This window comes from uncultured Methylovirgula sp. (assembly GCF_947646745.1).
In the GTDB taxonomy this organism is placed as follows: domain Bacteria; phylum Pseudomonadota; class Alphaproteobacteria; order Rhizobiales; family Beijerinckiaceae; genus Methylovirgula.
Window position 1 is genome coordinate 23,689 of sequence record NZ_CANSHK010000035.1, and the last position, 14,983, is coordinate 38,671.

Here is a 14,983-nt window from a genome sequence, read left to right on the forward strand (position 1 = left end):
TGAATTATTAGAATCGACTACGTTTATGATTTCGGGTCGATTCGATCCGAAAGCATCGTGATCTAGCGAGACATCATGCCTCTCACCAATGTGCCGCAGCCCTCGCCGTCGCGATTCGTGCGTGGCCTGCGCGATCTTGCCGGCGGCTATGACGTCATTCTTTGCGACGTCTGGGGCGTCGTCCATAACGGCGTCATGCAATATGAACAGGCAACAGATGCCTTGCGGCGTTTTCGTGAGGCGGGCGGCAGCGTCGTGCTCATCACCAACGCGCCACGTCCGCGTGCGCGCGTCGCCGATTTTCTCGATCATCTGAAAGTGCCGCGCGACGCTTATGACGGCATCGTCACCTCCGGCGATGTGACGATTTCGCTCATTCGCGAGCGCGAGGGACAGCCGCTTGCCTACATCGGGCCGCAGGAAGATACGGCGCTATTCTGCGAGGCGGAATCCGCCATGGACCAAAAGCTGCGGTTCGTCGATCTGGCCGAGGCTGCCTATGCCGTCTGCATCGGTCTCGAACGTGCGGAAAGCGAGACCCCGGCGGATTACGAGGCGCGCCTGCGGCTATTGCGCGAGCACCAGGCTGAATTCATCTGCGCCAATCCCGATATTGTCGTCGAAATGGGCGATAGGCTCGTTTATTGCGCCGGCGCGCTGGCGGAAAGCTACGAGGCCATGGGCGGCCGCGTCATCCAGGCCGGCAAGCCGCATGCGGAGATTTATGCGCGGGCGCTGGCGCTTGCCTCGGCAAAGCGTGGCGAGATCGATCGCAAGCGCGTGCTGGCGATCGGCGATTCTGCCCATACGGATATCAAGGGCGGCCAGGCGCAGGGGTTTGCCACCCTCTTTGTGACGAGCGGAATTCACCGCGCCGAATTGCACGCGGAAGGCGGCAACGGCCGGCTCAATGCCGCCGCCTTTCATCAGTTCTTCGACACTCTCGGCTTTGCGCCGACCGCGGTCGCGGCAGAATTGCTGTGGTGAAGACGATTTACGCGACGGCGGCCGTGGTGAAGACCGAATCGATCTTGGCTTTGAGCGTCGTCGCATTGAACGGCTTGACGATATAGTGACTGACGCCCGCCTTGCGTGCGGCGATCACGTTATCGGTCTTCGATTCCGCAGTGACCATGATGAATGGAACCTCGGCGAGGTCCTTGTCCTCACGGACTCTCTGCAGAAGCTGGAAGCCGGTCATCGGCTCCATGTTCCAATCAGAGATGATCAGCCCGTAAGGCTTGTCGTGGATTTTCTCCAGGGCTTCCGCACCGCTCGATGCCTCGTCGACATTGGTGAAGCCGATTTGGCCGAGCAGATTACGGATGATCCGCACCATCGTCTTGTAGTCGTCGACGATGAGGATCGGCAGTGACGGTTCCACAATCATTAAGTGCCTCCGGCCGGGCAACGGTCGGTTAATAAAAAGATATAGCGTCCGAGCAAAACCGCTTCGTTGACGCCGCGGTGATTAAACGTATCGCCGCTTGCGATTCCGTTAATTTAATGCGCTAGAAAAGCCTCTCCCGCCCGCGAATCTTGAAAAGAAAAAGTAAAGCATCCCCCGTCCGGGCTGTGGAGAACCGCGCGAGGCCCATGCTTGACGGATGACGGCTGGCGCGGCAGGGTCGCGCCGCTCGGCGGCAGGCTCCGCCTTCACTGGTCGCCATGGCTGATCCCCCCGCGTCGCCTTCGCCCTCGCGCTTTATCGTTGCGGTCGATCCGCACCAGCCGCCGCCCGGACTCGAAGGCGCGGTGGTTGCGATCGGCAATTTCGATGGCGTGCATCGCGGCCATGTCGCGGTCTTGAAGCGCGCCGAGGACATGGCCGCGCGGCTCGGGCGGCCCTGCGCGGTGCTGACCTTCGAACCGCATCCAGCCGATTTCTTTTTTAGAACGGATACAATCTTCAGACTGACGCCCGAAGAAACCAAGGCGGTCGCACTGTCGCGCATTGGCATCGACGGAATGATCGTGCTGAGCTTTGATGCCGCGCTCGCGGCCATGCCGGCGGAGGAATTCGTCCGCGACATATTGGTGCGGCGATTGCATGTCGGCGGCGTCGTCGCTGGCTACGATTTTCATTTCGGCAAAGGTCGCGCCGGCACGCCGACTTTCCTGGCCGAAGCCGGCGCGCGTTACGGCTTTGCCGTCGAGATCGTCGCGCGCATCGCCGCCGATTCAAGCGGCTCGATCGTGCCCGCTTCCTCGACCGAGACCCGAAAAGCTCTCGAAGCCGGCGATGTCGAACGCGCGCAAGTCCTGCTCGGCCATCCCTATTTCGTCATCACCCCGGTGGTGCATGGCGATAAGCGCGGCCGCGACCTCGGCTTTCCAACGGCGAATCTGCGGTTGCATCATTCGGTGCGGTTGCGGCACGGGATTTACGCGGTCCGGGTGCGGATCGACGAAATCTGGTTCGGCGGCGTCGCGAGCTTCGGCACACGGCCGACCTTCGATAACGGCGCGCCGCTGCTCGAAGTTTATATTTTCGATTTTTCCGGTGATCTTTACGGCAAAGTTCTGGAAGTCGCCTTCGTGCATTTTCTGCGCGATGAGATGAAATTCGACTCGGTCGAAGCCCTGGTCGTGCAGATGAAGAAGGACGCGGCCGCGGCGCGGCAAATTCTCGAGCCTTAGTTCAGGCGAGCGCCATCGGGATCGGCTGTTCGACGATCATGCCGATGCCGCGTTCGGCCAAGGCGGTCGCGAGCGCGGGGCTTGGCGGGGCACCGCTGGTAAACAGAGCCGCATGCGGTCCTGCCGTGGCTGCCTCCGGCGTGAGCCCAAGGTCCTGGCGCAGGACATGATCGAGGCGCCGGGCGATCGCTTCGGCCGGATCGATCCAAGCGACCGGCCAAGGCGCGAGCCGCTCGAACCGTTGAAGCAGCAGCGGGTAGTGCGTGCAGGCGAGCACGATGCAATCGGTGCGCCGGCCGTCCTTTTCGACGAAACTCGGCGCGATCTCCGCAGCGATCGAAGCGTCGGAAACGGGCTCGCCCTTCATAAAGGCCTCGGCCAGTCCGGCAAGTTTGGTCGAGCCGACGAGAGTCACGTCGCAATGGGCGGCATAGGTGCGCACGAGATCGTGGGTGTAATCGCGCGCGACGGTGCCGGGCGTGGCGAGCACGGAAATCAGCTTCGACTGCGATTGGCTCGCCGCGGGCTTCACCGCAGGCACCGTGCCGATGAAGGGAATCTGCGGATAGGCGGCGCGCAGATGCGGCAGCAACAAGGTCGAGGCGGTGTTGCAGGCGACGACGATCGCGTCCGGCGCGCGATCCGCGATGAGTTGGCCGATCACCGTGCCAACCCGTGCGATGAGCGCGTCTTCGCTCAGCCGGCCATAGGGAAAGCCCGCATCATCGGCGGCATAAAGGCATTGTACATCCGGCCGCTGGCGCATCACTTCGGCGAGAACGGTCAGGCCGCCCAATCCGGAATCGAAGACGAGAACGTGCGGTTGCGGCATGCTGCGTAAATGGGATGGACGATGCGGCGGCACCAAGGCCGCCGATTCCCGTTCCTACCTTTTTCCCTTGCGGAGATCGACCGATTTCCCACTGCCGCGGCGCGATTGCAACAGTTTACGGCCCCGGCGGCCTCATTTGAGGCTTTTTGGCCCGATGCGCGTTGAGCTTCGTGGAGGGCCTCATGGCGGTCGAAACGGCATCAGCGAAGCAGACATTTGTCGAGACGCGCGTCCCGGCGCGGCTCGACCGGCTGCCCTTCGGCGCCTTTCATCTGCGCATCATCGTTGCGCTTGGCATCACCTGGATTCTCGATGGCCTCGAAGTGACGCTGGCGGGGTCTCTCGCCGGCGCTCTCGTCGCCAGCCCGACGCTGCATTTTTCCGATTGGGATGTCGGCCTCGTCTCGGGTTTCTACCTCGCTGGGGCGGTGGTCGGCGCGCTTCTGTTCGGCTGGCTGACCGACCGCTACGGCCGCAAAAAACTCTTCTTCATCACGCTCGGACTTTACGCGGCGGCGACGGCCGCCACCGCCTTCAGCTTCGATCTCGCCAGCTTCTGTCTGTTCCGATTTCTGACCGGCGCCGGGATCGGCGGCGAATATAGCGCCATCAATTCGACCATCCAGGAATTTACCCCGGCGCGGTTGCGCGGCCGCATCGACATGGCCATCAACGGCTCGTTCTGGGTCGGCGGGGCGATCGGCGCAGCCGCTTCGATCCTCTTGCTCAACCCGGCGCATTTCGGCGCCGATACCGGCTGGCGCGCCGCCTTCTTCATCGGTGCCGTGCTGGCGCTTGGCATCCTGGCGCTGCGAACCATCATCCCGGAAAGCCCGCGTTGGCTCGTCATTCACGGCCATGCGAAAAAAGCCGAGGCGATCGTCGGTGAAATCGAGGCGGAATTTTCCGCGCACACCATCGCACTCAGTAAGCCGGAGACGCTCGCGCCGCTGCGCATCAAATCACGCCGCCATACGCCGGTCAGCGCGGTTTTCCGCGCCCTCTTCGTGACATTCCGTCAACGCACGCTCGTCGGCCTGGCGCTGATGGGCGCGCAAAGCTTTTTCTATAATGCGATCTTCTTCACCTATGCGCTGGTGCTGACGACCTTCTATAAGGTGCCGCATCAGAGCGTCGGGCTTTATGTCTTTCCCTTCGCCGCCGGCAACGTGCTCGGGCCGCTGCTGCTGGGGCCGCTCTTCGACAAGGTGGGCCGCAAGCCGATGATTGCGGCGACCTACGGCATCGCCGGCGTGCTGCTGGCCGTCTCGGCCTTTCTTTTTGCCGCCGGCGTGCTCGACGCAAAGACCCAGACCTACGCCTGGATGATCGTCTTCTTCTTCGCCTCGGCGGCGGCGAGCGCCGCCTATCTCACGGTGAGTGAGATTTTTCCGGTCGAGATCCGCGCCTTGGCGATCGCCATCTTCTACGCCGTCGGCACCGGGATCGGCGGCATCGCCGCGCCGATCCTGTTTGGTGCGTTGATCGGCACGAAACAGCGCGGCATCGTGCTCATCGGCTATTTGGTCGGCGCAGCGCTGATGGTCGGGGCAGGGGCGGTGCAGGCGTTTTTTGGCGTCGCCGCGGAGGGCAAATCGCTCGAATCGGTGGCTCAGCCCTTGTCGTCGGACGGCGGCTGAGATTTTTTCTTCGGTCGATCGGCGCGCGGCCCTTCGACGAGCCGCACGATCATGCCGCGGAAGCTGCTTACGTCCTGCTCGGACATGTTCATCCGGTGAAACATGTTGCGCAGGTTGTTCTGCATCACCGGCCGTTTCGCCAGCGGCCGGAAGAAGCCCACGCGTGCGAGCTCGCCTTCGAGGTAATCGAAAAACGAGAGGATCATCTCGCGCGGTGCGGCCGGGGAGCGCTCCGCCGGCTGGAACGGGGGCGCCGCACCATGCGCCGCCTTCATCCATTCATAGCCGACGAGGAGCACGGCCTGGGCAAGGTTGAGCGAAGCATAGGCGGGATTGACCGGAAAGCTCACGATCTTATCGGCGAGCGCGACTTCCTCGTTGGCGAGGCCGGTGCGCTCCGGACCGAAGAGAATGCCGAGCCTTTCGCCGGATGAAAAACGCGATGCCGCCTCTGCCATGGCGGTGTCGGCCGCCAGCACCGGCTTTAATTGGCCGCGTTCCCGCGCCGTCGTCGCAAAGGTGCCGTTGAGATCGGCCACCGCCTCTTCGAGGCTTGCGAAGAGCCTCGCCTGTTCGAGCAGATGCACGGCGCCCGCGGCGGCGGCATAGGCGCCTTTGCGCAGGGCGCCGGTGCGCGGCCAGCCTTCGCGCGGATTGACGAGGCGCAGATCCGATAGGCCGAAATTGGCCATCGCCCGCGCGCACATGCCGATGTTCACGGCAAGCTGCGGCCGCACGAGGATAATCGCCGGGCCGCCCATGAGGCTCGGAATGGTATGATTCGTGCCAGCACCCGTCATCGCCGCTCTCTATAGGCGATCCGCGCCCGAGAGGCGATCTTTCCGCCGCCGCAAGCCGGCGCAAAGTCTATGGCGGCAGCGCTTTTCGCCCTCACTTGCCGGTGCTATAGGGGCCGCGCTCCCTCCGCAATGCCAAAGGTTTTGCCATGAACAAGATCAAGGTCGCAAATCCCATCGTCGAACTCGATGGCGACGAGATGACCCGGATCATTTGGCACCTGATCCGCGACAAGCTCATCCATCCCTATCTCGACGTTCATCTCGATTATTACGATCTCTCGATCGAGAATCGCGACGCCACAAACGACCAGGTCACGGTCGAGGCCGCCCATGCGATCAAGAAGCATGGCGTCGGCGTCAAATGCGCGACCATCACGCCGGACGAGGCGCGCGTCGTCGAATTCAATCTCAAGGAAATGTGGAAGTCGCCGAACGGCACGATCCGCAATATCCTCGGCGGTGTCATCTTCCGCGAGCCGATCATCTGCCGCAACGTCCCGCGCCTCGTGCCGGGCTGGACCGCGCCGATCGTCGTCGGCCGCCATGCCTTCGGCGACCAATATCGCGCCACCGATTTCAAAGTCCCCGGCAAGGGCCGGCTGTCGATCAAATTCGAAGGCGACGATGGCAAAGTCATCGAGAAGGAGGTCTTCAGCTTTCCCGGCGCCGGCGTCGCGATGGCGATGTACAATCTGGACGATTCGATCCGTGACTTCGCGCGCGCCTCGCTGAATTACGGGCTGCTGCGCAAATTCCCGGTCTATCTCTCGACCAAGAACACAATCCTCAAGGCTTATGATGGCCGCTTCAAGGATATTTTCCAGGAAGTTTATGAGAATGAGTTCAAGGCGGATTACATCGCCGCAAAGATCACCTACGAGCACCGGCTGATCGACGACATGGTCGCCTCGGCGCTCAAATGGTCGGGCGGCTATGTCTGGGCCTGCAAGAATTATGACGGCGACGTTCAGTCGGACACGGTGGCGCAGGGGTTCGGCTCGCTCGGCCTCATGACCTCGGTTCTTTTGACGCCGGATGGCCAGACCGTCGAGGCCGAAGCCGCGCATGGCACCGTAACCCGGCATTATCGCGAACATCAGAAGGGCCGCGAGACCTCGACCAATTCGATCGCCTCGATTTTCGCCTGGACGCGCGGCATCGCCCATCGCGCCAAGCTCGACGACAATGCCGAACTCGCCCGGTTCGCCGCCACTTTGGAAAAGGTCTGCGTCGATACGGTCGAATCGGGCTTTATGACCAAGGACCTCGCTCTGCTCGTCGGCGATAGCCAGAAATGGCTCTCGACGACCGGCTTTCTCGACAAGATCAGCGATAATCTGCGCAAAGCGCTCGAAACGCAGGCGGCGGCGTGATGCAGCGCATCAAGGCCATTCTCGCTTCAGCGTTGAAAACACCCTGCGGGCGCAACGAACTTATTGTCTCGCCGGATACATGTCGTTATAAGGCCAGCGATTTCGTTTGAGGTGCGGAGATTCTGGACGTGCCGAATGATGCGATCGATGTTGATTATCGACCGTCGGAAGACGAGCCCTTCATGAATGAGCGGCAGCGCGAATACTTTCGCCGCAAGCTGCTCGCCTGGAAGGACGATATTCTGCGGGAAAGCCGCGAAACGCTCGTCGTTCTGCAGAACGATAACGAGAACCTTCCCGATCTCGCCGATCGGGCTTCGTCCGAAACCGACCGCTCGATTGAATTGCGCGCCCGCGACCGGCAGCGCAAATTGATCGCCAAGATCGACGCGGCGCTCGGGCGAATCGAAGACGGCAGCTACGGCTATTGCGAGGAGACGGGCGAGCCGATCTCGCTCAAGCGGCTCGATGCGCGGCCAATCGCGACGTTCTCGATCGAGGCGCAGGAGCGCCACGAGCGGCGCGAAAAGGTTTATCGCGACGGCTGAGTAGCCGAGCGATGGGGACCGGCCGGGCGCCCTGCGCGCCGCCAAATTGCTTCCTATATCGGGCAGGCGTAGCCTCTCAGCCACCGGCGCAGCGCAAGCTTCGCCATTGCCCTCTCGAGAAAGCAGACGAATGTCCCAGTTGAGCCAGAGCCTGCCGCTCACCCCCTCGGCGGCAGCGCCCGCCAAACCCGGCGGTCCAGCGGTGACCAGCGCCAAACTTGCCAACGGCCTCGAAATCGTGGTGATCCCGGATCATCGCGCCCCGGTCGTCACCCATATGGTCTGGTATCGCAATGGCTCGGCCGACGATCCGGTCGGCAAGTCGGGCATCGCGCATTTTCTCGAACATCTGATGTTCAAAGGGACGAAGGCGCATCCGGCCGGCGAATTCTCCGAACTCATCGCCGATGTCGGCGGTCAGGAGAACGCCTTCACCTCCAATGATTACACCGCCTATTTCCAGCGTGTGCCGAAGGACCATCTGCGCACCTGCATGGATTACGAGGCCGACCGGATGCAGAACCTCGTCCTGACCGACGAGGTCGTGGCGCCGGAGCGCGACGTCGTCCTCGAAGAGCGGCGGATGCGCACCGATTCCGATCCGTCCGATCTTTTGAACGAGGCGGTGCAATCGGCGCTCTTTACCCGCCATCCCTATGGCCTGCCGGTGATCGGTTGGGCGGACGATATTGCCGGCCTGGGCCGCGCCGATGCGCTCGCCTATTACGAGCGCTTCTATACGCCCGAGAATGCCATCCTCGTCGTCGCCGGCGATGTCGAACCGCGCGATGTCGTCGCGCTGGCCGGCGAGGTCTATGGCAAGATTCCGGCGCGCGGCGCGGCGCCGCAGCGCTGGCGGGTGCGCGAGCCAAAGCCGCATGCGCATCGCCAGGTGACGCTTGCTGACGAAAAGGTCGAGCAGCCCTCCTATCAAATCTGCTTCCTCGTGCCGTCCTATAAGACGGCGCCGGGCGAGGCCGAGGCGCTCGAAGTGCTCGCCCATTATCTCGGCGGCGGCCAGGCGAGCCTTTTGTTCCGCACGCTTGTCGTCGAAAAGAAGCTCGCCGTTTCGATCGGCGCCTATTACGGCGGCACCGCGCTCGACGAGACGCGCTTCTATCTCTACGGGATGCCGGCGCCCGGCGTCTCGCTGGAGACGCTCGACGAAGAGATCGCCGCCATCGTTGCAAGCCTGGCCGAAAAGGGCGTCGATGCGGCCGATATCGAGCGCGCCAAGTCGCGGCTCGTCGCCGAGACGATCTATGCGCAGGACAATCAGGCGGCGATGGCGCAATGGTATGGCGCTTCGCTCGCGACCGGCCTTTCGCTTGCCGATATTCAAAGCTGGCCCGAACGGATCGAGGCGGTGACGGCGGATCAAGTCGTCACGGCGGCGCATTGGCTCGACCGCCAGCGCGGCGTCACCGGCCTTCTGCTGCCGGCCGGTCGGGCCGCCTAATTTTTCAGAAAAGCGCCCGATCTAGGCGGAAAGTCTGCGACTTTTCCGGATCGGGCCGGATAGGATATCCCATGACCGATACGCTCAAGAGCGAACCCAAGCCGTCGAATTCCCGTGCTTCGACGGTCCAGCAGGTCGTCTCCCCCGGAGGCATCAGGGCCTGGCTGGTCGAGGATTACACCGTGCCGCTGGTGGCGCTCGAACTCGCCTTTCTCGGCGGCGCGGCGCAGGACCCGCCGGCCTTGCCGGGCGTTGCGACGCTGCTCGCCGGCCTGCTCGACGAAGGCGCCGGGCCGTACGAGTCGGAGGCATTTCATCGCATTCTCGAAGAGAACGCGATCGAGCTCAGCTTTTCGGCCGACCGCGACCTGTTCCACGGGCGTTTGCAGACCCTGGCGCGCAACAAGGCCAAGGCTTTCGAACTGCTCGGCCTTGCCATCGCCCAGGCGCGGCTTGATCCCGAACCGATGGAGCGGGTGAAGAGCCAGATCGCCGCCGGCTTGAGGCGCGAGATCAACGATCCCGATTATGTCGCCAACCGCAGCTTCCGCCGCATCGCCTATGCCGGCCATCCCTATGGCGCGCCGGTGCGCGGTGATCTCGACACCCTCGCGTCGCTGTCGCGGCCGCATATCGCCGATTTCCGCGCCGCCAATTTCGGTCGCGACAATCTGAAGGTCGCCGTCGTCGGTGCGATCGATGCGCCGACGCTCGCCGCCTATCTCGACGATGTCTTCGGCACGCTGCCGGAAAAGGCTTCGCTGCTGCCGGTTCCGGACGTCCTCTTCGCCGGGGCGGGGCGGCGGGAGATCGCCGATATCGATCTGCCGCAATCGACGATCCGCTTCGGCCGGCAGGGGATCGGCCGCGACGATGCCGATTTCATTCCGGCGACCGTCGTCAATCACGTGCTCGGCGGCGGCGTTTTCTCGGCGCGGCTCTTCCGCGAAGTGCGCGAGAAACGCGGTCTCGCCTATTCCGTCTATTCGCAGCTCGCGACGCAGGACCATGCGGCGATGTTCTTCGGCGGCACCTCGACCAAGAACGAGCGCGCCGCCGAATCGCTCGACGTGATCCGCGGCGAGATTTTGAGCCTCGCCGACGCCGGGCCGAGCGCGGAGGAGCTCGACAAGGCGAAGAAATATCTCATCGGCTCTTACGCGCTGCGCTTCGATTCTTCGACCAAGATCGCCGCGCATCTCGTGCGCTTGCAGGCCGAGGGCTACGGCGTCGATTATCTCGACGCGCGCAACAAGCTGATCGAGGCGGTGACGCTGGAGGATGCCAAACGCGCCGCCAAGCGCCTCTTCGGCGACGGATCGCTTTTGGTCGCCGTCGCCGGCCGGCCGGTCGGGTTGTAAGGTCGCGTTTCAACCTTCGCGATTCGGGGATCAATGCCCGTCCGCCGTCTCGATCCCGTCCTTGTCGATCGCATCGCCGCCGGCGAAGTGATCGAGCGGCCGGCTGCCGCCGTGAAGGAACTCGTCGAGAATGCGCTCGATGCCGGCGCGAGCCGCATCGACGTCGCGATCGAGGCGGGCGGCCGGCGGCTCATCCGCGTCATCGACAATGGCCAGGGCATGAGCGCGGGTGACCTCGACCTTGCCGTCGAGCGCCATGCCACGTCGAAATTGGCGGACGGCGATCTCTCGCAGATCGGCACGCTCGGCTTCCGCGGCGAGGCGCTGCCCTCGATCGGCTCGGTCGCGACGCTCGATATTTTCTCCCGCGCCCAGGATGCGCGCGAGGGATGCCATATCCGCGTCGATCAGGGGCTGAAACACAAGCTCGCTCCGGCGGCGCAGCCGCAAGGCACGCGCGTCGAGGTGCGCGAGCTTTTCGCCGCCACGCCGGCGCGGCTCAAATTCCTGAAGACCGACCGCACCGAGGCGCAGGCCGTCGCCGATGCCATCCAGCGCCTGGCGATGGCGCATCCCGCGGTGCATTTCACCCTGTCGGGTCCGGATATTGCGGGCTTCGATTATGCCGCGTGCGGCACCGACGCCGCCGGGCTGTTGCAGCGGTTCACGCAGATTCTCGGCAAGGATTTTCAGGCGAACGCGCTGCCGCTCGATGCGTTGCGCGAGGGGGTCACGCTCTGGGGCTTCGCCGGCCTGCCGACCTGGCACCGTGCCAATGCCAACGGGCAATATTTCTTCGTCAACGGCCGACCGGTGCGCGACAAGCTTTTCGCCGGCGCGGCGCGTGGCGCTTATGTCGATTATCTGCCGGCCGGGCGCTATCCGGCCCTGGCGCTGTTCGTCAGCTGCGATCCGCGCACGGTCGATGTCAACGTGCATCCGGCAAAGGCCGAAGTGCGCTTCCGCGATCCGGGCCTCGTCCGCGGCCTCGTCGTCGGTGCATTGAAACAAACGCTGGAAGGCGCCGGCCATCGCGCGACGCCCGCCAATGGCGCGGCGGCGCTCGATCTGCTCGCCCGCCGTCCAGGCGGCACAAGCGGCTTCGGCGGTTGGTCATCGCCGCGGCCGGCCAATTGGACGCCGGAAAGCTCAACGGCCTATCCGGGGTTTGCCGCCGAAGAGCAAGCGCGCTTCGCCGGCATCGCGCCGAGCACCGACGCGCGGCCGCCATCGCCCATTTCGGAGGCCGCCGACACGCCGCTCGGCGCCGCGCGGGCGCAGATCCATGAAACGTATATCATCGCCCAGACCCGCGACGGCATCGTCGTCGTCGATCAGCATGCGGCGCATGAGCGGCTCGTCTATGAAAAGATGAAAGCGGCGCGCGCCGCCGGCGGCATCGAACGACAGGTGCTGCTCGTGCCGCTCGTCGTCGAGATGGACGAAGCCTCAGTTCATCGCCTTGCCGAGGCGGCGCCCGTGCTCGCCGGGTTCGGCTTGGCGGTCGAAGCCTTCGGGCCCGGCGCGATCCTGCTGCGCGAGCAGCCGAGCATTTTGAAAAACCTCGACGCCGACAGGCTGTTGCGCGATCTCGCTGACATTCTCGCGGAAGATGAGGGCGCGGCTTTGCCGCTCGAGCGTCGGCTCGATCATGTGCTGGCGACGCTTGCCTGTCACAATTCGGTCCGCGCCGGCCGGCGGCTCCTGCCCGAGGAGATGAATGCGCTCTTGCGCGAAATGGAGCGCACGCCGGGGTCCGGCCAATGCAACCACGGGCGGCCGACTTACGTCGAATTGAAGCTCGCCGACATCGAGCGCCTGTTCGGGCGGCGATAGGCGCTAGAGCGTCGGACATTCAAATTGAATCACTCGGCGTTTTTAAGTCTTTCTCATCGCATCGGATTTGTCCGAAAACCGCTTCGCACTTTTCGGTCCGATGCTCTAGCCACAGCTCTCTGTCGCGGCTAGCGCGCTTTCCGGCCGGATGGGTCATCCGGCCGACAAGAAATCGCGCCGTTTCATAATGTTGGAGCATGTTCCTATCGAAAAAGTCGTGCAACTTTTTCGGAACATGCTCTAAGGATCGGCCGTGAACGTTCTTCTCCTCGGCTCCGGCGGGCGCGAACATGCGCTCGCCCATCACATCGCCAAAAGCCCGCTCCTCGGCCGTCTCTTCGCCGCGCCGGGCAATCCCGGTATGGCCGCCGTCGCAACCTGCGTCGCGCTCGATGCCGCCGATGCGCAGGCGGTCATCGATTTCTGCCGGGTGATGGAGATCGGCTTCGTCGTCGTCGGGCCCGAGGCGCCGCTCGTCGCCGGCCTCGTCGATGCTTTGTCCGAAGCCGGCATCAAGGCCTTCGGGCCGCGCCGCGCCGCCGCGCAGCTCGAGGGCTCGAAAGGCTTCACCAAGGACCTTTGCACAGCCTTCGCGATTCCGACGGCGGCGGCGGCGCAATTCACCGATGCCGATACCGCCAAAGACTATATCCGCAGCCGCGGCGCGCCGATCGTCGTCAAGGCGGACGGGCTTGCCTCGGGCAAAGGCGTCGTCGTCGCGCAGAGCGTCGCCGAGGCGGAGGCGGCGGTCGATCAGATGCGCGGCGGCCTGTTCGGCGCGGCCGGGCAATCGCTCGTCATCGAAGATTGTCTCGATGGCGAGGAAGTCTCCTTCTTCGCGCTCTGCGACGGCCGCACGGCGCGCGCCTTCGCCTCGGCGCAGGACCATAAGCGCGTCGGCGAAGGCGATACGGGGCCGAACACCGGCGGCATGGGCGCCTATTCGCCGGCTCCGGTCATGGACGAGGCGCTGACGGCGCGGGTGATGGCCGAGATCGTCGAGCCGGCTTTGCGCGGCATGGCCGAAATGGGCATGCCCTTCCAGGGCGTGCTCTTCGCCGGGCTGATGCTGACGCGCGACGGGCCGAAGCTCATCGAATTCAATGTCCGCTTCGGCGACCCGGAAACGCAGGCGATCCTGCCGCGGCTTCAAGGCGATCTGCTGGCGCTGATGCTCGCCTGCGCCGAAGGCCGGCTGGCTTGGGAACGCTTTTCGTTTTCGGCCCAACACGCGCTGACCGTCGTGCTCGCCGCCGAGGGCTATCCGGGCACGCCGAAGAAGGGCAGCGAAATCCGCGGCCTCGACAAAGCCGCGGCATTGCCCGGCGTCATCATCACCCAGGCGGGAACCAAGCGCGACGGCACGCGCCTCTTGGCCGACGGCGGCCGGGTGCTCAATGTGACGGGCCTCGGAGCGAGCCTTGCCGAGGCGCGCGCCCGCGCCTATGCCGGCGTCGATGCGATCGACTGGCCGGGCGGCTTCTGCCGCCGCGACATCGGCTGGCGGGCGCTGAAGGGGACATAGCCGAGACTGCGATACGCCAGACTCGATCAAGGCGTGGCTTGCGCCCGAACGACCATGATTTTCGTTCCGCCATAGCCGCGCGTTTCGAGAAGCCGGTAGCCGGCCGGCATTTCGATTTCGGCATCGAGGCTTTCTTCGAGAACAACGAGGGCGTCGGCCGTCAGCCATTGGCCTTCGCGCAGCGCGATCAGCGCCTGTTCGCCGAGATGTTGGCCATAGGGCGGATCGAGAAAGGCGAGGTTGAATTTTTCGCCGGGCGGCGCATCGCCGAGCTTGCGCGCATCGCGGCGGAAGATGCGCGTCTCGCCGCCGAGGCCCAAAGCATCGACATTGGCGCGGATGAGCGCGCGGGCCCTGGCCGCATCCTCGACGAAGAGCGCTTTGCGGGCGCCGCGCGACAGAGCTTCGAGCCCCATGGCGCCGGTGCCGGCGAAGAGGTCGATCACCGCGGCGCCGGTGACGGGATCGTCATAGGCATGCGCCAAGATGTTGAAGATCGTTTCGCGCAGCCGGTCGGATGTCGGCCGGATTGCATCGTCGGTCGGGCCGGCAATGCTGCGGCCGCGCAATCGTCCGGCGACGATCCGCATTAGCGTTTGCGCGGCGGGCGGCGCCCGGTTGGCGCAGCACGGCCGCTTTTTTGCGGCCGTTGCGGCCGGCCTGATGGCCGCGGCCGCTCGGATTTCTGCGGACGCTCGGATTTTTGCAGGCGCTCGGTCTTCTGCGGGCGTTCAGTCCTCTGCGGGCGATCGGGTTTGCCGGCCGGGCGCGATTTTTTCGCGGGCTTCGCCGTGACATGGCGTTCGACCGCGACGCTGCGGCCCTTGCGGTCTTCGGTCGTGGCGCGTTCGATCCGCTGGCGCGGCGCGCGCGCGTCGTCGTCGTGCGCGCGCATCGCGGAAATATGTTTGCGCGGGCCGGGCAGGGGACGATGGCGCGGCTTCTCGGGCTCGGGCTCGCGCGTCGGAG

13 protein-coding genes are annotated in these 14,983 nt (G+C 64.4%); 9 read left to right on the forward strand and 4 right to left on the reverse strand.

Annotated features, from left to right (window positions below; all coding sequences use genetic code 11):
- Nucleotides 1–75: 75 nt before the first annotated feature.
- On the forward strand, nucleotides 76–987 hold the full coding sequence (locus Q0025_RS11210) for a TIGR01459 family HAD-type hydrolase (protein WP_297299057.1): 912 nt from the start codon (nucleotides 76–78) through the stop codon (nucleotides 985–987).
- Between the two features lie 7 nt (nucleotides 988–994).
- Here Q0025_RS11210 and Q0025_RS11215 read toward each other — a convergent pair whose 3' ends face one another.
- Nucleotides 995–1,390: a response regulator gene (locus Q0025_RS11215; RefSeq protein WP_297299059.1), complete on the reverse strand. Its 396-nt coding sequence runs from the start codon at nucleotides 1,388–1,390 to the stop codon at nucleotides 995–997.
- A gap of 278 nt (nucleotides 1,391–1,668) precedes the next feature.
- Between Q0025_RS11215 and Q0025_RS11220 the strand changes: the two genes are divergently transcribed.
- On the forward strand, nucleotides 1,669–2,640 hold the full coding sequence (locus Q0025_RS11220; protein ID WP_297299061.1) for a bifunctional riboflavin kinase/FAD synthetase: 972 nt from the start codon (nucleotides 1,669–1,671) through the stop codon (nucleotides 2,638–2,640).
- Between the two features lies 1 nt (nucleotide 2,641).
- Here the strand turns inward: Q0025_RS11220 and murI are convergent, their stop codons facing one another.
- Nucleotides 2,642–3,472 carry a glutamate racemase gene (murI, locus tag Q0025_RS11225; protein WP_297299063.1) on the reverse strand — a complete coding sequence of 277 codons (831 nt, stop codon included), beginning with the start codon at nucleotides 3,470–3,472 and terminating at the stop codon, nucleotides 2,642–2,644.
- 182 nt (nucleotides 3,473–3,654) lie between these two features.
- Here murI and Q0025_RS11230 point away from each other — a divergent pair, with 182 nt between their 5' ends.
- Nucleotides 3,655–5,112, forward strand: coding sequence for an MFS transporter (locus Q0025_RS11230; protein ID WP_297299065.1), 1,458 nt, complete (start codon nucleotides 3,655–3,657; stop codon nucleotides 5,110–5,112).
- Here Q0025_RS11230 and Q0025_RS11235 read toward each other — a convergent pair.
- Entirely contained in the window at nucleotides 5,085–5,912 is an 828-nt protein-coding gene (locus Q0025_RS11235) for an RNA methyltransferase (RefSeq protein ID WP_297299067.1), read from the reverse strand. The genes Q0025_RS11230 and Q0025_RS11235 overlap by 28 nt on opposite strands.
- A 146-nt stretch (nucleotides 5,913–6,058) precedes the next feature.
- Here Q0025_RS11235 and Q0025_RS11240 point away from each other — a divergent pair, with 146 nt between their 5' ends.
- The 6 genes from Q0025_RS11240 (at nucleotide 6,059) to purD (ending at nucleotide 14,014) form a co-directional block, all read left to right on the forward strand.
- Nucleotides 6,059–7,285, forward strand: a complete 1,227-nt coding sequence (locus tag Q0025_RS11240) for an NADP-dependent isocitrate dehydrogenase (RefSeq protein ID WP_297299069.1) — start codon at nucleotides 6,059–6,061, stop codon at nucleotides 7,283–7,285.
- A 182-nt stretch (nucleotides 7,286–7,467) separates the two neighbouring features.
- Nucleotides 7,468–7,833, forward strand: coding sequence for an RNA polymerase-binding protein DksA (gene dksA / locus Q0025_RS11245; protein WP_297299071.1), 366 nt, complete (start codon nucleotides 7,468–7,470; stop codon nucleotides 7,831–7,833).
- A 130-nt stretch (nucleotides 7,834–7,963) separates the two neighbouring features.
- Nucleotides 7,964–9,292 carry a pitrilysin family protein gene (locus tag Q0025_RS11250; RefSeq protein ID WP_297299073.1) on the forward strand — a complete coding sequence of 443 codons (1,329 nt, stop codon included), beginning with the start codon at nucleotides 7,964–7,966 and terminating at the stop codon, nucleotides 9,290–9,292.
- A gap of 71 nt (nucleotides 9,293–9,363) precedes the next feature.
- Nucleotides 9,364–10,653, forward strand: coding sequence for a pitrilysin family protein (locus tag Q0025_RS11255; protein ID WP_297299075.1), 1,290 nt, complete (start codon nucleotides 9,364–9,366; stop codon nucleotides 10,651–10,653).
- A gap of 33 nt (nucleotides 10,654–10,686) precedes the next feature.
- The gene (mutL, locus tag Q0025_RS11260) at nucleotides 10,687–12,489 is read left to right on the forward strand and encodes a DNA mismatch repair endonuclease MutL (protein ID WP_297299077.1); all 1,803 of its coding nucleotides are present in this window, start codon (nucleotides 10,687–10,689) and stop codon (nucleotides 12,487–12,489) included.
- A 253-nt stretch (nucleotides 12,490–12,742) separates the two neighbouring features.
- On the forward strand, nucleotides 12,743–14,014 hold the full coding sequence (gene purD / locus Q0025_RS11265; protein WP_297299079.1) for a phosphoribosylamine--glycine ligase: 1,272 nt from the start codon (nucleotides 12,743–12,745) through the stop codon (nucleotides 14,012–14,014).
- 26 nt (nucleotides 14,015–14,040) lie between these two features.
- Here purD and rsmD read toward each other — a convergent pair whose 3' ends face one another.
- Nucleotides 14,041–14,604, reverse strand: coding sequence for a 16S rRNA (guanine(966)-N(2))-methyltransferase RsmD (gene rsmD, locus Q0025_RS11270; protein WP_297299081.1), 564 nt, complete (start codon nucleotides 14,602–14,604; stop codon nucleotides 14,041–14,043).
- Between the last annotated feature and the right edge of the window lie 379 nt (nucleotides 14,605–14,983).